The following is a 23,912-nucleotide window of genomic DNA, read 5'->3' on the forward strand; positions in this document are numbered from 1 at the left end:
ACCCGTAGGCCCGGTAAGCGAAGCGCCACCGGGCAAAGGATGCGTTACTCCCAGAAATCCCTTGCGGGATCGAGCACCGGGCGAATGATGCCCGCACGCACCGTAAAGTCGCCGAAGCCTTCACCCGCTTCACGCTCTTTCGCCCAGCGCCCGACAAGCTCGTCGATGGAATCAAGAATTTCCGGTTCCGTAATATTTTCACGGTACATACGCGGAATGCGCGTCCCCATACGGTTGCCGCCAAGGTGCACGTTGTAACGACCCGGCGCTTTGCCCACCAGACCCAGCTCGGCCAGCATCGCGCGACCGCAGCCGTTCGGGCAGCCGGTGACGCGCATAACAATATGCTCGTCCGGAATACCGTGCTTTTCCAGAATCGCTTCCACTTTATCAGTGAAGGACGGCAGGAAACGTTCCGCTTCGGCCATCGCCAGCGGGCAGGTCGGGAACGACACGCAGGCCATCGAGTTTTCACGCTGCGGTTTAACCGCATTCATCAACCCATGATCGCGCGCCAGCTTCTCGATTTTAGCCTTCTGGCTTTCCGGCACGCCGGCAATAATCAGGTTCTGGTTGGCGGTAATGCGGAACTCGCCTTTATGGATCTTAGCAATTTCCAGCAGACCGGTTTTCAGCGGGCGGCCCGGATAATCCAGAATACGACCGTTTTCAATAAACAGCGTCAGGTGCCATTTATTATCGATACCTTTCACCCAGCCAATGCGATCGCCGCGACCGGTGAATTCGTAAGGGCGGATCGGCTCAAACTTGATCCCCGCGCGACGCTCCACTTCTTCTTTGAACGTCTCGACGCCCACGCGCTCCAGGGTGTATTTGGTTTTCGCGTTTTTACGGTCGGTACGGTTGCCCCAGTCTCGCTGGGTAGTAACCACCGCCTCAGCCACGGCCAGCGTGTGCTCCAGCGGCAGGAAGCCGAACTCGCTCGCGGTGCGGGCATAGGTTTTCTTGTTCCCATGCTCGATGGACAAACCGCCGCCCACCAGCAGGTTAAAGCCGACCAGCTTGCCATTTTCGGCAATCGCCACGAAGTTCATGTCGTTGGCGTGCAGGTCGATATCGTTCTGCGGCGGGATAACCACCGTGGTCTTGAATTTGCGCGGCAGGTAGGTCTGACCGAGGATCGGCTCTTCGTCCGTGGTCGCGACTTTCTCCTGATCGAGCCAGATCTCCGCATAGGCACGCGTGCGTGGCAGCAGGTGCTCGGAGATCTTCTTCGCCCACTCGTACGCTTCGGCGTGCAGCTCGGACTCATACGGGTTCGAGGTGCAAAGCACGTTACGGTTCATGTCGTTGGCGGTCGCCAGCGCGTCCAGCCCCACGGAGTGCAGCATCTGGTGCACCGGCTTGACGTTCTTCTTCAGAATGCCGTGGAACTGGAAGGTCTGACGGTTAGTCAGACGGATGCTGCCGTAAATCGTGTTTTCACCGGCAAACTTGTCGATCGCCTGCCACTGTTTGGTGGTGATGATGCCACCCGGCAGGCGGCAGCGCAGCAGCATCGCATGACGCGGCTCCAGCTTCTGTTCGGCACGTTCGGCGCGGATATCGCGGTCGTCCTGCTGGTACATACCGTGGAAACGGATCAGCAGGAAGTTGTCGCCTTTGAAACCGCCGGTCAGGCCGTCATTTAAATCTTCGGCAATGGTACCGCGCAGGTAGTTGCTCTCTACCTTCATGCGCTCGGCATCAGACAGTTTGCCTTCGACCACCAGTGGGCCAGGATGTTTTTCGCTCATTAGTAGACATCTCGCTGATAACGGCGCTCTACGCGCAGCTCACTTAAAAATTCATCCGCCGTTTCGGCATCCATACCGCCGAATTCGGCAATCACTTCCAGCAGTGCCTGCTCAACGTCTTTCGCCATGCGATTGGCGTCGCCGCAGACATAAATGTGGGCGCCGTCATTGATCCAGCGCCACAGCTCTGCGCCCTGTTCGCGCAGTTTGTCTTGTACGTATACTTTTTCTTTCTGATCGCGGGACCAGGCCAGATCGATGCGGGTCAGCACGCCCTCTTTGACGTAGCGCTGCCATTCAACCTGGTAGAGGAAATCTTCAGTAAAATGCGGGTTGCCGAAGAACAGCCAGTTTTTACCCGGCGCCTCGTCCGCTGCACGCTGCTGCATAAAGGCGCGGAACGGTGCGATGCCGGTGCCCGGGCCAATCATGATCACCGGCGTTTCCGGGTTTGCCGGCAGGCGGAAGTTGTCGTTGTGTTCGATAAAGACGCGCACCTCGCCCTCTTCTTCCACGCGGTCGGCCAGGAAGCCCGACGCCCCGCCCGCCCGCGCGCGGCCTTCGATGTCGTAACGCACCACGCCAACGGTGATGTGGACTTCGTTTTCCACTTCCGCCTGTGAAGAGGCGATGGAGTAAAGACGCGGCGTCAGCGGACGCAGCAGGCCGATCAGCGCGTCGGCATCCAGCTGTGCCGGGGAGAAACGCACCATGTCGACAATCGGCGTCGTCGCGGCGTAATGCTGTAACTTCGTCTTGTCCCCCACCAGCGGCAGAAGGGACTCGCTGCGCGTTAAGGTGGCGTAGTTTTCAACGATATTGGCGGTGTTCACCGTCAGCTCGAAATGCCACTGAAGCGCCTCAGAGAGCGGTAAGGTTTTACCTTCCACCTGGACCGGCTCCGTGCCTTTCAGCCACAGCAGCTCGACCAGCTCTTTCACCAGCGCCGGATCGTTCTGATACCAGACGCCCAGCGCATCGCCAGGCTGATAACGCAGGCCGGAGTCACCGAGGTCGATTTCGATATGGCGCACGTCTTTTTCCGAATCACGGCCCGTGATTTTCTGGTTTACCGACAGGCTCGCCGTCAGCGGCGCCTCTTTCGTGTAAGGGCTGGTGTGGATTTCGTTGACGGTGCCCGCTGCGGTAACGGCGGCCTGCGCTGGCGTCTCTTTCGGGACGCGGGCCTTCAGCACCTCAACGATGCGCGTCCGCCATTCGGCGGCGGCGGCCTGGTATTCGACATCAGCGTCTACGCGATCCAGCAGGCGCTCTGCACCCAGCTCCGCCAGCTTGCTGTCGAAGTCTTTACCGGACTGGCAGAAAAATTCATAGGACGTATCACCGAGGCCGAAGACGGCAAAGGCGGTGCCGTCCAGCTTCGGCGCTTTTTTCGAGAACAGGAACTTATGCAGCGCGACGGCTTCTTCCGCAGGCTCACCTTCCCCCTGCGTTGACGCCACCACCACCAGCAGTTTTTCTGACGCGATCTGTTTGAATTTATAATCCCCGGCGTTGACCAGGTTAACGTTCAACTTCGCGGCGAGCAGGTCATCACGCAGCGCTTCGGCCACACGACGGGCATTACCCGTTTGCGAAGCGGAGATAAGCGTGATGGCAGGAATTTCAACGGCCGTTGGCGGGACGCCAGCCACAGCACCCGGCTGCTGATTGAGCATTCCCCAGAAATAGCCGGAGACCCAGGCGAGCTGGGTGGGTGAAAAATCGGAAGTCGCGGCCTGGAGGCGCGCCAGTTGCTCCGGGTTAAGGGGAAGCAAATTTGAAGGTGGGGCCTGTGTTGTCATGCGTCGTTATGTTCCAGTAGCAAAGCGGACTTTAAGCGAATAAATCCAAACTGAAGATAAGGTTAACGGCGGGGATAATAACAATTAAAGAAGGGATGGAAATAATAAATAACCAAATGGACTAACCTGTTTTAGTTATCGTTCTTAACGATAAAAGCGATTAAATAACTATTTGAAATAAAACAATAAAGGCCGATAAACACCATGAATACGAGGCGGTGACCGTTCAGAGCCGTTTTAGTTAATGATAAAAATTGTGCTTTCCGGTACTATGCGGCGGTTTTTTCCGCATTCCTGAGAGCTATGATGTCCACCACACTGTTTAAAGATTTCACCTTCGAAGCCGCACACCACCTTCCACACGTTCCTGCCGGACACAAATGTGGCCGCCTGCATGGACACTCGTTTATGGTGCGTCTTGAAATCACCGGTGAAGTCGATCCCCATACGGGCTGGATCATGGACTTTGCCGAACTGAAGGCTGCGTTTAAGCCGACCTACGATCGTCTCGATCACTACTATCTGAATGATATTCCGGGCCTTGAAAACCCGACCAGCGAAGTGCTGGCGAAATGGATTTGGGATCAGATGAAACCGCTGGTTCCGCTGCTGAGCGCGGTGATGATCAAAGAGACCTGCACGGCAGGCTGCGTCTACCGCGGGGAGTGAATCTCCTCCGTTGCGGTCTCACGAGGCACGAGCGGCGTAAACTCGTAGAGCACCAGCGCATTACTCTCCAGTGATTCACTCAGTTGCCAGCCGTCATAAAGGCGTTCATCGCGTACGGAAAGCGTTGGACGCGCTTTATGCGCTATCCAGCGCCACATCTCTTCATCAGGGCCGCTTTCGCTGCCAACCCCTTCAAGCAACGGATAGAGCGCGCCGTTGTGCTGATCAAACAGATGGCATTTAATTCGCCATTTACCGCGCATTCCCTTCAGGTGTAAATGATACTGCTGGCGAAAACGCTGGATGAAGGCTTCTTCACTGGAAAGGAGCGGATTAAAAACCACCACATTACGCAGCAACAGCTGATAACCATTGCGATGGCGCGTAAGCAGGACACGCTTATCATTGACCAGCACCTCGCCCCGCAGACGTTGCCAGAGCCAGAGTACCCAATAAACCGGACGCGGCAGACCATGGTTATACTGTAGCGCCAGGCTTGAGGTATCGATGGTGTTGTTCGCACGGGCTTCTCCCTGAAGGCCCGAATTAAGCCAGAATCCCGCCAGCCAGACCTGCTCCGAAAGCCCGAGCAGGTTCTGCATCAGCAGCGCCCCACGAAAAAACCAGCCGTTTGTCGCCCGCGTGTTGCCGGTGAGGGTATTCCAGGAGAGAAGCCAGACGGGAAGCGAACATTTACGCAGGCGAAGGGCGGCGAGGATCTGGCGGACCTTCAGTATCGGATAATTTTCCGTTGAGGAGAGATGGGCTGGCTCCAGCTGCGCGGGATCGAGAAGCTCATTGGCATCGGCAGAACAGGCAAGAAAATCGGCCTGCATCAGGATGGCTGAACTGAACAGGGTATCGTCGCTTACGCCCGCGCTGACGGGGGCAAATCGGTGCCATAAACCAAACTTTGCCTGCGGAAGATAAGTTCGTATTGCCTTTTGCTGGGCCAGCCAGACCTGCTCCCGGGTCTCCTCACTTGCCTGTGTTGACCAGTGCATGACGAAGTGCCAGCCCGCGGTGATCTCTGGCGAAAAATGATTAACCGACTGTTGTAAAAAACGGGTAAGAAGATCGCGACGGGTCGTTACGCCGGTGTGCAGTAGCACCGTCCACTGCTTTTTTGCCAGCCAGGTGAAGAGCTGATGCAGATTGTACCAGCAGGCGTAGCCCGCCATCTGGGGGTCATCCCACCCGGTGGCAAACAGACGACTGCTGAGAAAAGGTTCGGCGATATCAATTCCCTCAATGGGAATGGCCTCATTTATCGCCTCCAGATTTTGTCGGACGTCCTCACGCAGCAAATCGTCGAGCTCACGCAGGGTAATGACCACCCGCATACGGCGCAGCGAGGCAGAAAGAGGATTGAGCTGCTCAAGATCCAGGCTCTGCTCCTGCTGCGGATGAACGATGAGCGGCGAGGCTCCCCAACCGCGCGCCACCGGTTCATTGAGCAGGCTAAACAGCTTGTCCACGGCGACCGGATAGCGCTGCTCACGCCTGTCCGTCCGAATACGTGCCGCCTCCGGGTGCTGGCGCCGGGCCTTACGAAACTCACCCGGAGACATATTGTGAACACGCCTGAACCGATCGCTCATCATACGCGTGCTGGCGAAACCCTGCTCAAGCGCAATCTGGTGCAGCGGTCGGTTCGTCAGCCGGAGAGCGTCGGCCGCCTTTTCCAGCCGCAGGTGAGTGATGTACTGCATGAAACTGATCCCCACCTCCTTGCGAAAGAGACGAGAGAGCCAGGCTTCAGAGACATATTCACTCGCGGCGATTTCCGCAAGCGTAATACGGCGGGAATAACTGGCATTGATCCGCTCTATCACCCGGGCGATGCGTTTGCTGTGCGCTGAGGAAAATTCCCGTGACAGCATACGGGCGGGCTGTTGAAAGCGGCTGGTCAGCAACAGCAATATCTCGCTCAGCCAGCGGTACGCCTCCAGCCGGTAGCGGTGCGGGTCGTTGATGAGGGTGACCACAAGAAGCTGGCGCAGCAGATCGCGAAGCGCATCGCATTGGGGCCAGACGCCTCCGGCTTCTGCCGGTACAGCATAATCATGGGCAAAAAAATCATTGCAGAGCTGGACGACCCAGCGCCCGGAAAGGGTTACGCGCAGGGTGACATTTGCCGTTTCGCTCGTGAACTGCCAGCGCCGATGACGGTTGATGATAGCAAGGGTATTGGCCTCCAGGATGTCATGTCCCACATCGGTGTTCAGCTCTGCCCGCCCTTCCAGCACCCAGAGCAACGTTAGCGTATCGCCTTCATCCTCCACGCAGTGGCGAATGTCCTGAATCTCTATCCAAAATTCATCTCCCCGTTGCGCCATCTTACCCCTCACCAAAGACAAAAAATGACCTGATCTTTTTTGTTATAACTGAATTGTATGAAAAACAATCAAAATAAAGCCGTCGCTTTACAACAAAAAAATGCATTTTCAGGCGGGACGATCGTCATAGACTCGAAATTATCATCGTTTGGCAGAAAAAGGATAACAAAAATGACACATCCAATTATCGAAGCTCTGCGTGGCAACGAAGCCCGGTTCACTGAATTACGTCACTATTTTCATCAGCATCCTGAAATTGGTTTTGAGGAGCACAACACGAGCGATCGCGTTGCAGCGCTGCTTCAGGAATGGGGATATGAGGTTCATCGCGGCCTGGCGAAAACCGGTGTGGTCGGCACACTGAAGGTGGGTAACGGGCATAAACGCCTGGGTCTGCGCGCCGATATGGATGCGCTGCCAATGCAGGAAAACAACGGCAAGGCGTGGAGCAGTACCGTTGAGGGTAAATTCCACGGCTGCGGTCATGACGGCCACACCACAACGCTCCTGTATGCAGCGGAGTACCTGGCACGCACCCGTAATTTTAACGGCACGCTGCACCTTATTTTTCAGCCCGCGGAAGAACTTCTGTATGGCGGACGCGTTATGGTAGAGGACGGTTTGTTTGACCTGTTCCCCTGCGACCACATCTTTGGTCTGCACAATATGCCGTCACAGCCCCTCGGAAAAATTGGTCTGCGCGATGGCGCCATGATGGCCTCTTCCGACACCCTTCATATTGAGGTTAACGGCGTGGGTGGTCACGGCGCGGTGCCAGAACATACCGTTGACGCCACCCTGGTTGCCTGTCATATCACTATCGCGTTGCAGTCCATTGTTTCGCGCAACATTACCCCCTTCCAGCCAGCCGTCGTTACCGTAGGCAGCATTCAGGCCGGGCACGCCCCTAACATTATCAACGACAAAGTGTTGATGAAACTTACCGTACGCACGCTGGATGAACGCGTGCGGCAAACCGTGCTACAGCGTATCCATGATATCGCCGTTGCACAGGCGGAAAGTTTCAATGCGACGGCCACCATTCGACACATTAACGGCAGCCCGGTGCTGAAAAACAATCCGCAAGCCAACGAGATGGTGCGCAGCGTCGCCACCGATCTGTTCGGTCAGGATGCCGTCGCGGAGGTCAATGCGTTTATGGGCAGCGAGGACTTTGCTTTCATGCTCGAGAAAAATCCCAATGGATGCTATTTCACGCTTGGCGCCGGGGATGAGCCTGACCGCTGCATGGTGCATAACCCGGGCTACGACTTTAACGACAACATTCTCCTCACCGGCGCGGCGCTGTGGGCCGCACTGACCGAACACTATCTGCGCTGATTCGCACCTTCCCGGGAGGGCTGCACTATGAGTACCGTTTCCCTGACAGGCGCATCCGCCTACGCCGGTAACGATCGGCTGCTGGCGGGTATCGTCATGAGCGTTCTGACATTCTGGCTGTTTGCCCAGTCGGTTATCAACGTGGTTCCGGCCATGCAGAATAGCCTCGATATTGCCCTCGAAACCCTTACGCTGGCCGTCAGCCTGAGCGCGTTGTTCAGCGGCTGTTTTGTCGTCGCCTGCGGTGGGTTTGCCGATAAGTTTGGGCGCATGCGCCTGACCATGATTGGCCTGATCCTGAGCATGATCGGGAGTGGTCTGCTGTTCATTTCATGGGAGCCCGTCCTGTTTTTGTTGGGAAGAGCGATACAGGGGCTATCAGCGGCCTGCATCATGCCCGCCACGCTGGCGCTGATTAAAACCTGGTATGAAGGTAAAGCACGCCAGCGCGCAATCAGTTTCTGGGTTATCGGTTCATGGGGCGGGAGTGGCCTGAGCTCGTTTGTGGGAGGCGCCATCGCCACCACGCTGGGCTGGCGCTGGATTTTTATTCTGTCGATGGTGGTGGCTCTGGTCGCGCTATTGCTTATCCGCGCCACGCCGGAAAGCCGCAGCCCTGATGCGTGTCGACACAAACTGGATATCAGCGGCCTGGTGAGTTTTGTCCTTATGCTGGTGCTGTTCAATCTGTTTATCAGCAAAGGACACAGCTGGGGCTGGAGCAGCAGTTTATCGCTTCTTGTACTGTGTGGAGCCGTGATTGCACTGATGTGCTTTATCGTTACCGGGCGGCGGAAAGGCGATGCGGCGCTGATCGATTTCGCCCTGTTTAAAAACCGGGCCTATAGCGCCTCGGTATTCTCAAATTTCCTGCTCAACGGCTGCATTGGCACCATGATGATCGCCAGCATCTGGTTGCAGCAGGGCCATCATCTGTCACCGCTACAGACCGGCATGATGACGCTGGGGTATCTGGTTACCGTACTGGCGATGATCCGGGTGGGTGAAAAACTGCTTCAGCGCTATGGCGCCAGGCTACCGATGATGACCGGCCCGCTGCTGACCGCAACAGGTATTTCGCTGATTTCATGCACCTTCTTAAGCAAAGAGGTCTACATTGTTACCGTTTTTCTGAGCAATATTTTATTCGGGCTGGGGCTCGGATGTTACGCCACGCCCTCAACGGACACGGCGGTAATGAATGCCCCTGAAAACAAAGTGGGGGTGGCTTCTGGGATCTATAAGATGGGCAGTTCCCTGGGCGGCGCAATGGGTATCGCGGTCACCGCATCGCTGTACGCGCTATGGCTGCCGATGGGAACGGCCAGTGCCGCGCAGTATGCCTTGCTTTTCAACAGTGCGATTTGCCTTGGGTCGGCAGTCGTGACCTGGGCTTTACTGCCAACAACAAAAGCCCCGCGTTAAGCGGGGCCACAAAAGTATCAGGCAATGTTCAGATATTTGTGCGTCTGCATCGACAGCCGCCAGTTGCGGGCGATACAGGTTTCAATGCACAGACGGGTCGCATCGTCTTTCTGGCTGATAGGCTGTAGCGCGATCACGCGCTGCTTTTCGTCCGTCAGCGTCGCCAGCAGTTCATCCAGCGCTTCGATGTCACGCACGCGCCCCACCGGATGTTTGATCTCATCAGCACGCTCAAGCGCCTGCGACAGTACGTCATACCCGCCGCGCATATTCACTTTTGGTGAAACCGTAACCCACGTTGAATGGGAGCAGCGCACTTCATGGGTGCCGCTGGTTTCGATCTGACAGCTATAGCCGTTCTTCTCGAGCAGTTCGGTGAGCGGCATCAGATCGTGAATGCAGGGTTCCCCGCCGGTGATCACCACATGCCGCGCCGTCCAGCCCTGACGACTAATAATGGCAAGCAGATCTTCCGCGCTGCCCGCGCCCCATTTATCGCTCTCTTTGGTTTTCGCCAGAATGCTGAACAGCGACACTTCCCGATCTGCGAGCTTATCCCACGTATGTTTGGTATCACACCAGGCGCAGCCAACCGGGCATCCCTGTAAACGAATAAAGATAGCGGGAACGCCGGTAAAGTAACCCTCGCCTTGCAGGGTCTGGAACATCTCGTTAATCGGGTACTGCATAGTCAACTCTGTTAAGGGGATAAACGATAAGTATCGCAGATCCCCGCCAGATGATCATGCTCCATCGGTGCTTTGCGCGCCAATTGCCGCCATAAACCGTTCCGTAATTTGCTGTGGTCGGGTGATCGCCCCGCCGACGACAACCGTGTGCGCCCCCAGCGCCAGACACCTGGCCGCGCGTTCAGGCGTATCCACGTTACCTTCAGCAATCACGGGGATCGTGACGGCAGACAGCACCTCTTTCAAAAACGCGCAGTCATTTTCCGGTAGCGAATGGCCCGCAGTCTCCGCCGTATAACCGTAAAGGGTGGTTCCGACGCAATCAAACCCAAGCGCCTGCGCGGCCACGGCCTCCTGCACGGTGGCAATATCCGCCATCAGCAGCAGCGAAGGGTAACGGGTGCGGATCTGCGCGATCAGCATGTCCAGCGATCCGCCACCGGGCCGTTTCCGGGCGGTCGCATCCAGCGCAACGATCTCCGGGCCGACCGCCATCAACTCATCCACTTCTTTGAGCGTTGCGGTGATGAACACCTCGCTGTCCGGATAGTCTCGTTTGATGATGCCGATTACCGGCAGTGAGACCAGCCCTTTGATAGCCTCAATATCCACCACGCTATTGGCGCGGATCGCAGCGGCACCGCCCTGGGCCGCCGCCAGCGCCATTCGCGACATAATAAACGGGCTGTGCAGCGGTTCGTTTTCCAGCGCCTGGCAGGAGACGACCAGTTTTCCTTTCAGGTTATCCAGTACAGTTTTCATTACGATAAGATCTCTTCTACTTCGTTTTTGATAATGGTGACGTGCGGGCCATAGATGACCTGGACCCCGTTGCCGCGGACGATTACGCCGCGGGCGCCGGTCGCTTTCAGTGCAGATTCATTGACTTTGCTACCGTCTTTCACCGTGACGCGAAGGCGCGTGGCGCAGCAGTCAACGTCATCCAGATTGTCTTTTCCTCCCAGCCCGGCGATCACCGCCGCGGCGCGCTCGCTTTGCGGCAGGGTAGCCTCGTCAGCCAACGCCTCCTTTTCACGGCCCGGCGTGGCAAAATCAAAACGTTTGATCAGATAGCGGAAGGTACAGTAGTAAAGGAAGAACCACGGTACGCCCACCAGCGGGACGAACATCCAGTTAGTTTTCGCTTCCCCCTGCAAAATGCCGAACAGCACGAAATCAATAAACCCGCCGGAGAATGTTTGTCCGATGGTGATGTGCAGCATGTGCGCGAGCATGAACGCCAGCCCGTCAAACAGCGCATGAATGACGTACAGCACCGGGGCAATAAACAGGAATGAGAACTCTATGGGCTCGGTAATTCCCGTCAGGAATGAGGTTAACGCCGCAGAGAGCAGCAGCCCGGCAACCCGCTTTTTGTTCTCCGGCCTGGCCGTGTGGTACATCGCAAGGCAGGCGCCGAGCAGACCAAACATCATGGTAATAAAGCGCCCGGACATGAAGCGCGACGTGCCCTCATAGAAATGCTGCGTGTTCGGGTCGGCGAGCTGGGCGAAGAAGATCCGCTGCGTGCCCTCAACCAGGTGACCGTTAACAATTTCACTGCCGCCAAGCGCGGTGGTCCAGAACGGAAGATAGAAGATGTGGTGCAAACCAAACGGGCCAAGCATGCGCAGGATGAAGCCGTACAGCAAAGTCCCCAGATAGCCGGTGGCATCCACCAGCCCGCCGAGGCCAAAGATCAGCTTCTGAAAATGCGGCCAGACCACGGTCATCAGCGCGCCGACGAGTATCGCCGCCATTGAGCTGATAATGGGAACGAAGCGTGAGCCGCCAAAAAAGCCCAGGAATTGCGGAAGCGCGATTTTATTAAACCGATGATGCAGTGCGCAGGTCACCAGCCCAATAACTACCCCACCAAACACGCCCGTTTCAAGCGTCTGAATACCCAGCGTCATGCCCTGCCCTACGGCGCCCGGGTTCTCATGCGCCAGTTTTCCGGTCAGGATCAGCAGCGCATTGATAGTGGCATTCATCACCAGATAAGCGAGCAACGCCGCCAGCCCTGCCGTGCCTTTATCATTTTTCGCCAGCCCAACGGCGACCCCAACAGCAAACAGTACCGACAGGTTTGCAAACACAATCGAGCCTGCGCTGCTCATGATGGTAAAGATGGCCTGTAGCCAGCCAACGTCTAAAAATGGATACGCAGTAAGCGTATTTGGATTCGATAGCGCCCCGCCGATCCCCAGCAACAGACCTGCTGCGGGCAGTATGGCGATGGGTAACATAAAGGATTTGCCGAAGCGCTGCGCTTTTTCAAACCATCCGCCGGAAGACGCTCCGCTGAACATTTGCATCATTTTTTTATCCCCCTGGTTATTGATGAAAATTTTTACCACATATATTTTTAATTGTGAAAATTACCACCAAAAACCAGGATACCGATCATACTTTTTCGAAATGACTGGCATCTCTCCCCCGCTTTCCGCCACACTAGTTGGCAGAGAAACGCATTAAGGATCTAGCATGTCGGACCATGAAAACCTGCTGCTGAAGCTACGCCAGGAGGCTTCCGGGTACAGCCCAACGCAACAAAAACTGGGGGAGTTTGTCCTCAACGATCCTGCCAGGGTGCTCTACCTGACGATCACCGAGCTGGCGCGTGAAAGCGGCACCAGCGAGGCCAGCGTCACACGCCTTTGCCGCACGCTGGGCTGTAAGGGATATAACGAATTTAAAATGGCGCTTGCGCTGGATATTCAGCAGGGTTTGCCGGAGCGTCAGGCAGGAGATGCAATAGATAACGTGGTGGATGAGTCTGTCCAGGCGCTGCAAGATACCGCAAAACTCCTCGACCGGGCTCAGCTTGAACAGGCGACACTGGCCCTGCATCAGGCGCAGTCAGTGCAAATTTACGGGGTGGCGGCCAGCGCAATTCTGGGGGAGTATTTGCATTACAAGCTGCTGCGACTCGGCAAACCTGCACAGCTGTTTAGCGATATGCATCGCGCCGCCATGAATGCGACGACGCTCTCGAAAGAGACGCTGGTGGTGGCCATCTCAAGTTCCGGCTCTACACGGGATCTGCTTCACGTGGTGAAACTCGCCCGCAAGCGCGGCGTTAAGGTACTGGCGCTCAGCAATACGCCCCGCAGCCCGCTGGCCTCCCTGAGCGATTTACAGCTGGTTGCAGCCAAACCCGAGGGACCGCTGAGCGCGGGTGCGCTCAACGCCAAGGTTGGCGTGATGCTGCTGGTTGAACTGCTAACCACTTCCCTTATTGCAGTAGACAGCCATTACGGTGACGTTAGCCAGCAAACGGCAAGCGCCACGTTGCCGCTTCTGCTATAGAAAACAAAAAACCCGCCGAAGCGGGTTTTTTCATAAGAACGAAGGTTCAGGCTTATGCCTGGCCTTTGATCTCTTTACGACCGTTGTAAGGTGCTTTTTCGCCCAGCGCTTCTTCGATACGAATCAGCTGGTTGTATTTAGCAACACGGTCAGAACGGCTCATAGAACCGGTTTTGATCTGGCCAGCAGCGGTACCAACAGCCAGGTCAGCGATGGTAGCATCTTCAGTTTCGCCAGAACGGTGAGAGATAACCGCGGTGTAGCCAGCGTCTTTCGCCATTTTGATCGCAGCCAGCGTTTCGGTCAGAGAACCGATCTGGTTGAATTTGATCAGGATGGAGTTAACGATGCCTTTCTCGATGCCTTCTTTCAGGATCTTGGTGTTGGTTACGAACAGATCGTCACCAACCAACTGGATTTTGTCGCCCAGTACTTTGGTCTGGTATGCGAAACCATCCCAGTCAGACTCGTCCAGACCGTCTTCGATAGAAACGATTGGGTACTGTTTGGTCAGGTCTTCCAGGAAGTGGGTGAACTCTTCAGAGGTGAACGCTTTGTTGCCTTCGCCAGCCAGAACGTATTTACCGTCTTTGTAGAATTCAGATGCTGCGCAGTCCATCGCCAGGGTGATGTCTTTGCCCAGCTCGTAGCCTGCTGCTTTAACCGCTTCAGCGATAACAGCCAGTGCTTCTGCGTTAGAACCCAGGTTTGGCGCGTAGCCGCCTTCGTCACCAACAGCCGTGTTCATGCCTTTAGCTTTCAGAACTTTAGCCAGGTTGTGGAACACTTCAGAACCCATACGTACCGCTTCTTTCAGGGTTTTCGCGCCAACTGGCTGAATCATGAATTCCTGAATATCAACGTTGTTGTCTGCGTGCTCACCACCGTTGATGATGTTCATCATTGGTACAGGCATGGAGTATTTGCCTGGGGTGCCGTTCAGTTCAGCGATGTGCTCGAACAGTGGCATGCCTTTAGCTGCCGCTGCCGCTTTGGCGTTCGCCAGGGAAACGGCCAGGATTGCGTTCGCACCGAAGTTAGATTTGTTTTCAGTACCGTCCAGATCGATCATGATCTTGTCGATGCCAGCCTGATCTTTAGCATCTTTGCCAACGATAGCCTGAGCAATAGGACCGTTAACAGCGCCAACCGCTTTCAGTACGCCTTTGCCCATGAAACGGGATTTGTCGCCATCACGCAGTTCCAGCGCTTCGCGGGAACCTGTAGAAGCACCTGATGGAGCCGCTGCCATACCGACGAAACCACCTTCCAGATGAACTTCAGCTTCAACGGTCGGGTTACCACGGGAGTCGATGATTTCACGACCGATGACTTTAACGATTTTGGACATTAGATTTTCCTCAGTACAAGTTAAACTAAAACTCCAGACAAACAACGCGTACCAAAGGTACGCGTTGCCGTTCTAACTTTTTTTACTTCGCCTGACGCTTCTGGTACTCGCTGGCGGCTTTCACGAAGCCTGCAAACAGCGGATGCCCGTCACGCGGCGTTGAAGTAAATTCCGGGTGGAATTGGCAGGCCACGAACCACGGATGGTTAGGCACTTCGATGATCTCGACTAACTGATCATCCCCGGAACGGCCCGCAACACGCAGACCCGCAGCTTCAATTTGTTTCAACAACATGTTGTTGACTTCATAGCGGTGACGATGGCGCTCGGTGATGACCGGCTCGCCGTACAGCTTGCGTACCACGCTATCGTCGGACAGCTGGCAGGCCTGTGCGCCAAGACGCATGGTGCCACCCAGATCGCTCTTCTCGGTACGGACTTCGACGTTACCGTCTTCGTCGCGCCATTCCGTAATCAGCGCCACAACAGGGTACTTACAGTCTGGCACAAATTCCGTAGAGTTCGCGTTTTCCATTCCCGCTACGTTGCGCGCAAATTCAATCAGCGCAACCTGCATACCCAGGCAGATACCGAGGTATGGAATATTGTTTTCACGCGCATAGCGTGCAGTGGCGATCTTGCCTTCAACACCACGGTAGCCGAAGCCGCCAGGGATGAGGATAGCATCCAGATCTTTAAGAATTTCAACGCCGCGCGTCTCCACATCCTGTGAATCAATCAGCTTGATGTTCACAGAGACGCGATTCTTCAGACCACCGTGTTTCAGCGCTTCGATAACTGACTTGTAGGCATCCGGCAGTTCGATGTACTTGCCGACCATACCGATAGTCACTTCGCCGCCCGGATTGGCTTCTTCGTAAATCACCTGCTCCCATTCAGACAGGTTAGCTTCCGGACAGTTCAAGCTGAATCGTTTACAAATATAATCGTCCAGACCCTGTGATTTCAACAGGCCCGGGATTTTATAAATGGAATCGACATCTTTCATTGAAATAACGGCTTTTTCAGGCACGTTACAGAACAATGCAATTTTCGCGCGTTCGTTCGCCGGAATCGCGCGATCGGAACGGCAAACCAGGATGTCAGGCTGAATACCGATGGAGAGCAGCTCTTTAACAGAGTGCTGAGTCGGTTTGGTTTTCACTTCACCTGCTGCTGCCATGTAAGGCACCAGCGTCAGGTGCATGAACAGCGCGTGCTCACGACCAATATCTACCGCCAGCTGACGAATCGCTTCGAGGAACGGCAGGGATTCGATATCCCCTACGGTACCGCCGATTTCAACCAGCACAACGTCATGCCCTTCGCCACCGGCAAGGACACGTTCTTTGATGGCGTTAGTGATGTGTGGGATGACCTGCACGGTCGCGCCCAGGTAGTCACCACGGCGCTCTTTACGCAGAACGTCAGAGTAGATACGGCCAGTCGTAAAGTTGTTACGACGGGTCATTTTGGTACGGATGAAACGCTCGTAGTGGCCAAGATCCAGATCGGTTTCAGCGCCGTCTTCAGTAACGAACACTTCCCCGTGTTGGGTTGGGCTCATGGTGCCAGGATCGACGTTGATGTACGGATCCAGTTTCATCATGGTCACATTGAGGCCACGGGCTTCAAGAATGGCTGCGAGGGAGGCTGCGGCAATGCCTTTACCCAGAGAGGATACGACCCCGCCGGTCACAAAAATATAGTTCGTTGTCATGCTGAACCTGAGAAGTTAGGGTGAAACGATGGAATAACCAGGACGGGAAAGTAGTATACCCGAACACGACGAGCGCCACAAACTTTCATTCTCCGTCTCCACTCCAGGCCATGACAAACATAAGGAGTGAGAAAATAGCCCCTTTTGGGTAAATGTTTTTGACGCAAATCAAGCGCTTGTCATTTAAAAAATCACACAAATTGCGCTTGATCGCAAAATCTCGTTAGAGATCATGTTCCTGGCGTTTTACTTCCTGCCAGACTTCTTCCATCGCGTCGAGGTCAATCCCGCTCATTTCCAGGCCGCGCGAGGCCACAATCCGCTCAACTTCGCGAAAGCGTCGCTCGAATTTAATGTTCGCTTTTTGCAGGGCGGTTTCCGCTTTTACACCGAGGTGGCGCGAAAGGTTGACGGTCGCAAACAGCAGATCGCCCATCTCCTCTTCCAGCTTTGCTTCATCCACAACGGCCTGCTGCGCTTCATGCATCACTTCGTCGATCTCTTCGTGCACTTTTTCCAGCACCGGGCCGAGAGAGTTCCAGTCAAACCCTACCGCCGAGCAGCGCTTTTGAATTTTGTGCGCGCGCATCAGCGCGGGAAGGTTCAGGGGAATGTCGTCCAGCGCCGAGTGCTGGGATTTTTCAGCGCGTTCGGCGCTTTTTATCTGCTCCCAGCGCGCCAGCACTTCCGCACTGTTGCCTGCGGAGGCATCGCCAAAAATATGCGGATGACGACGCTCCAGCTTGTCGCTGATAGCGGCGCAGATATCGTCAAAGTTAAAGCGCCCCTCTTCCTGCGCCATCTGCGCGTAGAACACAACCTGGAACAGCAGGTCGCCCAGCTCACCGCGCAGGTCGTCGAAATCTTCGCGCGAAATCGCGTCCAGCACTTCGTAGGTCTCTTCCAGCGTGTAAGGCGCAATGGTGGCGAAAGTCTGCTCTTTATCCCACGGGCAGCCGTTTTCCGGGTCGCGCAGGCGTTTCATGATGCCAAGCAGGCGGTCGATTTGAGTCATAACAGATTCCATTAAATGCCTGAGCCGGGTGGCGGCGTTGCCTTACCCGGCCTACAGAAGAGGATGTTTAGCCGCCGTGCAGACGACGCGCGTCAATCACATCCGGCACCTGGTTCAGTTTGCCGAGTACGCGGCCCAGCACCTGAAGGTTATAGATTTCGATAGTCATATCGATGGTGGCAAGCTGCTCGCGGGTATCGCTGCGGCTGGCAACGCCCAGCACGTTGACCTTCTCGTTGGCGAGAATGGTGGTGATGTCGCGCAGCAGGCCGCTGCGGTCGTTGGCAGTGACGCGCACCACCAGCGAGTAACCCGCCGAGTAGCTCTCCCCCCAGACGGCTTCCACGATACGTTCCGGCGCATGCGATTGCAGCTCTGCAAGCTGATCGCAGTCGGAGCGGTGAATCGAGATCCCACGCCCCTGGGTGATAAAGCCGACAATATCGTCTCCCGGGATCGGCTGGCAGCAGCGGGCAATATGGTGCATGAGGTTACCCACCCCTTCAACCACCACGCGGCCATTGTCCTTGCTGCGCTGCTGCGGAGCGTAGGTTTTCTGCTGGAGTTGTTTCAGCGCTGCCGCATCCTGCTCCGCTGCGCTTGGCTTGTTGAACTGCGCTTGCAGGAAGTTCACCATCTGGTTCAGGCGGATATCGCCGCCACCAATCGCCGCTAACAGTTCGTCGAGCTCGTTGAAGTTGTAGCGCGGCAGCAGGAACTTCTCCGCCTCTTTCAGGCTTATCCCGATATGTTCCAGCTCGTCGTCCAGGATCTGACGACCGGCAAGGATGTTCTTGTCACGATCCTGCTTGCGGAACCAGGCGTGGATTTTAGAGCGCCCACGGCTTGTGGTAACGTAACCGAGGTTCGGATTCAGCCAGTCGCGGCTTGGGTTTGGCTGCTTCTGGGTGATGATTTCAATCTGATCGCCCATCTGGAGCTGGTAGGTAAACGGTACGATACGTCCGCCGATCTTCGCCCCGATGCAACGGTGCCCCACATCGCTGTGGATGTGGTAGGCGAAATCGAGCGGCGTGGAGCCTGCCGGCAAATCAACAACATCCCCTTTCGGGGTAAAGACGTAGACGCGATCGTCGAAGACCTGACTGCGCACTTCGTCGAGCATTTCGCCGGAGTCGGCCATCTCTTCCTGCCACGCAATCAGCTTACGCAGCCAGGCGATACGGTCCTCGTGACCGGAGCGACCGCCGCCGGAGGTACCCTCTTTGTATTTCCAGTGCGCCGCCACGCCCAGCTCGGCGTCTTCGTGCATCTGTTTGGTACGGATCTGAATTTCCACCGTTTTGCCGCCAGGGCCGAGCACCACGGTATGAATAGACTGATAGCCGTTTGGTTTGGGGTTGGCGACGTAGTCATCAAACTCATCCGGCAGATGGCGGAAGTGAGTATGCACTATCCCCAGCGCGGCATAGCAGTCCTGGAGACGCTCCGCCACGATACGTACGGCGCGCACGTCAAACAGCTCGTCAAAGGCGAGATGTTTCTTCTGCATTTTGCGCCAGATGCTGTAGATGTGCTTTGGACGCCCGTAGACCTCGGCGCGCACATTCTCCTCTTTCATCGACTGGCGCAGCCCGCTGACAAATTCCTCGATATAGTGCTCGCGGTCAATGCGGCGTTCGTGCAGCAATTTTGCAATGCGTTTGTATTCCGCCGGATGCAGATAGCGGAAGCAGTAATCTTCCAGCTCCCACTTCAGTTGCCCGATACCGAGACGGTTCGCCAGCGGCGCATAGATATTCGTACACTCTTTAGCAGCCAGGACGCGCTCGTCTTCCGGCGCATCCTTCACTTCACGCAGATGGGCAACCCGTTCGGCCAGCTTGATCACCACGCAGCGGAAATCATCTACCATCGCCAGCAGCATGCGACGGACGTTATCCACCTGCTCGGAAGAGACAGAGTCCGTTTGCGCGGCTTTAAGCTGACGAATGGCTGCCATGTCACGCACGCCGTGGATAAGCGCCACGACGGACTGGCCGACGCTTTCACGCAGGACGTCTTCCGTCACCACGTCGGCGTCCGCCAGGGGGAACAGCAGTGCGGCCTGTAGCGTTTCGATATCCATGTTCAGCATGGAGAGAATTTCAACCATCTCCACGCCGCGCCACAACAGCAGTTCAGCGTCCGGATGCCCCTGCGTTGTGCGTAAACAATAGGCCCAGGTTTCGGTTAAGCGTTCACACGACTGCTGGCTGGAAATCCCCAGACTTGCGATCCATTTTTGAGGGTCAAACTCACCAGCTTTATTTAAATGTGCACTTCTTACCGCAACCATCGTCCTCTCCTTTAGGGACAAGGGCCTGTCGAAGTCGACAAGCCAAACTCATTAGATGTGCTCGAACAACACCATCGATTCCAGATGACCAGTGTGCGGGAACATGTCCAGCATTGCCAGACGTCGAATCTGGTAACCCCCGCTCAATAATGCTTCGCTGTCACGGGCAAGCGTCGCCGGGTTACAGGAAACATAGACCACGCGTTCAGGCGCGAGTTTAATTATATGCTGCATCACGCCCGGCGCACCTCCGCGCGCCGGGTCGAGCAGGATCTTATCAAAGCCCTGCTTAGCCCACGGTTGCTGAGTAACATCATCCTCAAGATTTTGATGAAAGAATGTCACATTTTGCAAGCCGTTCTGTTGGGCGTTTTCCTGGCCTTTCACCACCAGCGCCTCAACGCCTTCCACCCCGACCACGCTTGCTGCTTTGCGGGCCAGCGGCAGGGTAAAGTTCCCCATACCGCAGAACAGATCGAGCACCCGGTCAGTGGGCTGTACGTCCAGCCACGCCAGCGCGTTCGCCACCATCTGCTGGTTCACGCCGTCGTTAACCTGGATAAAATCCCGCGGGCTGAACGTTAAGCGTAGCCCGTCTGACGCATACCAGGGCGCTTCTCCGCTGACCTGCTCAAGTATCTCGCTTTGCGGCGCGAGGAAAAGCGCAAGCTCATGAGAATGCGAAAAGCGTTCCAGTTTTTCGCGATCTGCCTTTGACAGCGGCGCGGTGTGGCGCAGTACCATCAGCGGGCCACTGTTGGCCAGCACCAGTTCGACATGGCCCAGCGAACGCACGCCATCCAGCGATGCAAGACAGTGGTGCACGTCCGGGAGCAACGCCTCAAGATGGGGCACCAAAACAGGGCACTGCGTGACAGAGACGATATCGCTGGAGCCGGCTTTGCGAAAACCCATCTCCAGCCGCTCGGTTTTGGGCTGGTAGCTGAGGCTCAGGCGAGCGCGGCGACGGTAGCCCCAGGGCCGATCGGCAATGATGTCATTCACGTCGTGTCCGACCAGGCGGGCCAGCGCGCTGCTTTTACTTTTTTGCTGTAATTCTGTGCTGGCATGCTGTTGCTGGCAGCCACCGCAGACGCCAAAATGGGGGCAGCGAGGCATCACGCGCTCCGGGCTATCATTAAGACGGCGCTTGACCTGACCGCGCGCATACTGACGTTTGTCTTCCGTCAGCGTAATATCTGCGCGTTCTCCTGGCAGCAAACCTGTGATAAACAGTGTCTTACCCTTGTGACGCGCCACCCCCTGTCCAAAAGGATCGAGGTCCGTGGCTTCAACAGTTATGATCTGACGCGTCGTCACGCGTCGTTTTGCAGAGTAGAATTGCGCCATCGCCGAGATTGTTCTCAAATAAACATAATTAGCCTGATTGTCCCATAACGGAACTCCATGACCAACTACAGCCTGCGCGCGCGCATGATGATTTTGATCCTCGCTCCTACCGTTCTCATCGGTTTGCTGCTGAGCATTTTCTTTGTGGTGCATCGCTATAACGATTTGCAGAGACAGCTTGAAGATGCCGGGGCCAGCATTATCGAACCGCTGGCCGTCTCCAGCGAGTACGGTATGAACCTGCAAAACCGTGAATCCATTGGTCAGTTAATCAGCGTGCTGCACCGCCGTCATTCAGAGATTGTGCGCGCCATTTCCGTTTACGATGAGCATAACCGTCTGTTCGTCACCTCGAATTTCCATCTGGATCCCACGTCGCTGAAAATCCCGGATGGTACCCCCTTCCCGCGTCACCTTACGGTGTTGCGGCGCGGCGATATCATGATCCTGCGCACGCCGATTATCTCCGAAAGCTATTCACCCGATGAATCCGCCCAGTCCGATGCGAAGTCCAGCAATAATATGCTGGGATATGTGGCGCTGGAGCTGGATCTTAAGTCGGTACGGCTCCAGCAGTACAAAGAAATATTCATCTCCGGCGTGATGATGCTGTTCTGTATCGGCATCGCGCTGATCTTCGGCTGGCGACTGATGCGCGACGTCACGGGGCCTATCCGCAACATGGTGAATACCGTTGACCGGATCCGCCGGGGTCAGCTCGACAGCCGCGTGGAAGGCTTTATGCTCGGCGAGCTGGATATGCTGAAAAATGGCATCAACTCAATGGCGATGTCGCTGGCGGCTTATCACGAAGAGATGCAGCACAACGTTGACCAGGCCACCTCTGACCTGCGCGAAACGCTGGAGCAGATGGAGATCCAGAACGTGGAGCTGGATCTGGCGAAAAAACGTGCGCAGGAGGCGGCACGAATTAAGTCTGAGTTCCTGGCGAACATGTCGCACGAGCTGCGCACGCCGCTGAACGGGGTGATTGGCTTCACCCGTCTGACGCTCAAAAGCGAGCTGAACCCGACCCAGCGTGACCATCTGCATACCATTGAACGCTCAGCCAACAACCTGCTGACCATTATTAACGACGTACTGGACTTCTCGAAGCTGGAAGCGGGCAAGCTGATTCTGGAGAGTATTCCCTTCCCGCTGCGCAGCACGCTGGATGACGTGGTCACGCTTCTTGCCCACTCATCGCATGATAAGGGTCTGGAACTGACGCTCAATATTAAAAATGATGTGCCGGATAACGTCATTGGCGACCCGCTGCGCCTGCAACAGGTCATTACCAATCTGGTGGGCAACGCGATTAAGTTCACCGAGAGCGGCAACATCGACATTCTGGTCGAAAAAAGGGCGCTCAGTAATAACAAAGTCCAGATTGAAGTGCAGATCCGGGATACCGGCATCGGTATTCCGGAGCGCGATCAGACGCGTCTGTTCCAGGCTTTCCGCCAGGCCGATGCGAGCATTTCCCGTCGTCACGGCGGAACGGGCCTGGGGCTGGTGATCACCCAAAAGCTGGTGAAAGAGATGGGAGGCGATATCTCCTTCCACAGCCAGCCTAACCGGGGCTCAACCTTCTGGTTCCATATCAACCTTGATCTTAACCCGAACGTGCAGACCGACGGCCCGGTCACCGGCTGCCTGAAAGGGATGCGTCTGGCCTATGTGGAACCGAACGCCGCGGCGGCGCAGTGTACGCTGGATGTATTAAGCAGCACGCCGCTGGAGGTCATCTACAGCCCGACCTTCTCCGCGCTGGCTAACGATCATTACGATATCCTGTTGTTGGGGATTCCGGTGACGTTTACCGGAGAACTGACCATGCAGCAGGAACGCCTGGCGAAGGCGGCCTCAATGACGGACTACCTGCTGCTGGCGCTGCCGTGCCACGCCCAAATCAACGCCGAAGAGCTGAAAAACGACGGAGCGGCGGCGTGTCTGCTGAAACCCCTCACCGCCACACGGCTGTTACCTGCGTTGACCGAATATTGCCGTCTGACGCATCAGTCCCTGCCGCTGGAAAGCGACGAACATAAGCTGCCGATGACGGTGATGGCCGTGGACGATAACCCGGCGAACCTGAAGCTGATTGGCGTGCTGCTTGAGGATCAGGTTCAGCATGTTGAGCTGTGTACCAGCGGCGCCGAAGCCGTGGAACAAGCCAAACAGATGCAGTTCGACCTGATCCTGATGGATATTCAGATGCCGGGCATGGACGGCATCCGCGCCTGCGAGTTGATTCGCCAGCTTCCGCACCAGCAGCAGACGCCGGTGATTGCCGTGACGGCGCACGCGATGGCGGGGCAAAAGGAGAAACTGCTGGGTGCGGGCATGAACGATTATCTGGCGAAACCGTTCGACGAAGAGAAGCTGCACAGCCTGCTGCTACGCTACAAGCCGGGGCACATTGGCGGGACATACACCATTACAGCTGAATCGCCGGAGATCAGCGTTAACCAGAATGCCACGTTTGACTGGCAACTGGCGCTGCGCCAGGCGGCGGGTAAACCGGATCTGGCCCGCGATATGCTGCAAATGCTGGTGGACTTCCTGCCTGAGATCCGTAACAAGGTTGAAGAACAGCTGGTGGGTGAAAACCCCGAAGGACTGCTGGAAGCCATTCATAAACTGCACGGCAGCTGCGGCTACAGCGGCGTACCGCGGTTGAAAAATCTCTGCCAGTTGCTTGAACAGCAGCTCCGCGCGGGTACGCCAGAATCCGATCTCGAACCGGAGTTCCTGGAGCTGCTGGACGAGATGGACAACGTGACGCGGGAAGCAATGAAGGTGTTGGGGAGCTAAGACCAAAGCCCGGTGGCGCTTCG

Annotated in this window: 16 protein-coding genes; 5 read left to right on the forward strand and 11 right to left on the reverse strand. The window is 56.1% G+C overall.

What is annotated here, in order from left to right:
- Positions 1–44: 44 nt before the first annotated feature.
- Both cysI and cysJ read right to left on the reverse strand, forming a co-directional pair.
- A complete protein-coding gene (cysI, locus tag ACOTYH_RS10485; protein ID WP_015571717.1) occupies positions 45–1,757 on the reverse strand; it encodes an assimilatory sulfite reductase (NADPH) hemoprotein subunit in 1,713 nt (570 codons plus the stop codon).
- Entirely contained in the window at positions 1,757–3,562 is a 1,806-nt protein-coding gene (gene cysJ, locus ACOTYH_RS10490; RefSeq protein WP_058689537.1) for an NADPH-dependent assimilatory sulfite reductase flavoprotein subunit, read from the reverse strand. Before cysJ ends, cysI begins: the two co-directional genes overlap by 1 nt.
- Positions 3,563–3,865: 303 nt before the next feature.
- Between cysJ and queD the strand changes: the two genes are divergently transcribed.
- Positions 3,866–4,231, forward strand: a complete 366-nt coding sequence (gene queD / locus ACOTYH_RS10495; protein ID WP_006811776.1) for a 6-carboxytetrahydropterin synthase QueD — start codon at positions 3,866–3,868, stop codon at positions 4,229–4,231.
- Here queD and ACOTYH_RS10500 read toward each other — a convergent pair.
- Entirely contained in the window at positions 4,216–6,570 is a 2,355-nt protein-coding gene (locus tag ACOTYH_RS10500) for a helix-turn-helix domain-containing protein (protein ID WP_086626085.1), read from the reverse strand. The genes queD and ACOTYH_RS10500 overlap by 16 nt on opposite strands.
- 171 nt (positions 6,571–6,741) lie before the next feature.
- On the opposite strand from ACOTYH_RS10500, the gene ACOTYH_RS10505 reads away from it, so the two are divergent.
- Positions 6,742–7,911, forward strand: a complete 1,170-nt coding sequence (locus ACOTYH_RS10505; protein ID WP_015571720.1) for a M20 aminoacylase family protein — start codon at positions 6,742–6,744, stop codon at positions 7,909–7,911.
- Positions 7,912–7,938: 27 nt separating this feature from the next.
- Complete coding sequence (locus tag ACOTYH_RS10510) at positions 7,939–9,336, forward strand: MFS transporter (RefSeq protein WP_017382823.1); 1,398 nt, start codon at positions 7,939–7,941, stop codon at positions 9,334–9,336.
- A gap of 17 nt (positions 9,337–9,353) precedes the next feature.
- On the opposite strand, the gene queE is transcribed toward ACOTYH_RS10510, so the two are convergent.
- From queE to ACOTYH_RS10525, 3 genes are read right to left on the reverse strand one after another with little or no spacing between them, the layout of a single operon-like run.
- Positions 9,354–10,025 carry a 7-carboxy-7-deazaguanine synthase QueE gene (gene queE, locus ACOTYH_RS10515; RefSeq protein ID WP_015571722.1) on the reverse strand — a complete coding sequence of 224 codons (672 nt, stop codon included), beginning with the start codon at positions 10,023–10,025 and terminating at the stop codon, positions 9,354–9,356.
- Between the two features lie 54 nt (positions 10,026–10,079).
- The gene (locus ACOTYH_RS10520) at positions 10,080–10,787 is read right to left on the reverse strand and encodes an N-acetylmannosamine-6-phosphate 2-epimerase (protein ID WP_017692753.1); all 708 of its coding nucleotides are present in this window, start codon (positions 10,785–10,787) and stop codon (positions 10,080–10,082) included.
- Positions 10,787–12,346, reverse strand: a complete 1,560-nt coding sequence (locus ACOTYH_RS10525; protein ID WP_047638188.1) for a maltose/glucose-specific PTS transporter subunit IIC — start codon at positions 12,344–12,346, stop codon at positions 10,787–10,789. Before ACOTYH_RS10525 ends, ACOTYH_RS10520 begins: the two co-directional genes overlap by 1 nt.
- 166 nt (positions 12,347–12,512) lie before the next feature.
- Here ACOTYH_RS10525 and ACOTYH_RS10530 point away from each other — a divergent pair, with 166 nt between their 5' ends.
- On the forward strand, positions 12,513–13,337 hold the full coding sequence (locus ACOTYH_RS10530) for a MurR/RpiR family transcriptional regulator (protein WP_015571725.1): 825 nt from the start codon (positions 12,513–12,515) through the stop codon (positions 13,335–13,337).
- Between the two features lie 52 nt (positions 13,338–13,389).
- Here the strand turns inward: ACOTYH_RS10530 and eno are convergent, their stop codons facing one another.
- From eno to rlmD, 5 genes are all read right to left on the reverse strand, one after another.
- Positions 13,390–14,688 (reverse strand): phosphopyruvate hydratase, encoded by a 1,299-nt coding sequence (gene eno / locus ACOTYH_RS10535; RefSeq protein WP_006811784.1) that lies wholly within the window; start codon positions 14,686–14,688, stop codon positions 13,390–13,392.
- 82 nt (positions 14,689–14,770) lie between these two features.
- Positions 14,771–16,408: a glutamine hydrolyzing CTP synthase gene (pyrG, locus tag ACOTYH_RS10540; RefSeq protein WP_003862718.1), complete on the reverse strand. Its 1,638-nt coding sequence runs from the start codon at positions 16,406–16,408 to the stop codon at positions 14,771–14,773.
- Positions 16,409–16,631: 223 nt separating this feature from the next.
- Positions 16,632–17,423: a nucleoside triphosphate pyrophosphohydrolase gene (gene mazG, locus ACOTYH_RS10545; RefSeq protein ID WP_017382826.1), complete on the reverse strand. Its 792-nt coding sequence runs from the start codon at positions 17,421–17,423 to the stop codon at positions 16,632–16,634.
- Positions 17,424–17,490: 67 nt separating this feature from the next.
- Positions 17,491–19,722 (reverse strand): GTP diphosphokinase, encoded by a 2,232-nt coding sequence (relA, locus tag ACOTYH_RS10550; RefSeq protein WP_003862722.1) that lies wholly within the window; start codon positions 19,720–19,722, stop codon positions 17,491–17,493.
- Positions 19,723–19,773: 51 nt separating this feature from the next.
- Positions 19,774–21,072 carry a 23S rRNA (uracil(1939)-C(5))-methyltransferase RlmD gene (rlmD, locus tag ACOTYH_RS10555; RefSeq protein ID WP_058689540.1) on the reverse strand — a complete coding sequence of 433 codons (1,299 nt, stop codon included), beginning with the start codon at positions 21,070–21,072 and terminating at the stop codon, positions 19,774–19,776.
- A gap of 57 nt (positions 21,073–21,129) precedes the next feature.
- Between rlmD and barA the strand changes: the two genes are divergently transcribed.
- Positions 21,130–23,889, forward strand: coding sequence for a two-component sensor histidine kinase BarA (gene barA, locus ACOTYH_RS10560; RefSeq protein WP_421637730.1), 2,760 nt, complete (start codon positions 21,130–21,132; stop codon positions 23,887–23,889).
- Positions 23,890–23,912: the final 23 nt, after the last annotated feature.

Origin of the sequence: Enterobacter cloacae complex sp. SHL001, assembly GCF_049236825.1 — a bacterium.
GTDB classification, from domain to species: domain Bacteria; phylum Pseudomonadota; class Gammaproteobacteria; order Enterobacterales; family Enterobacteriaceae; genus Enterobacter; species Enterobacter hormaechei_C.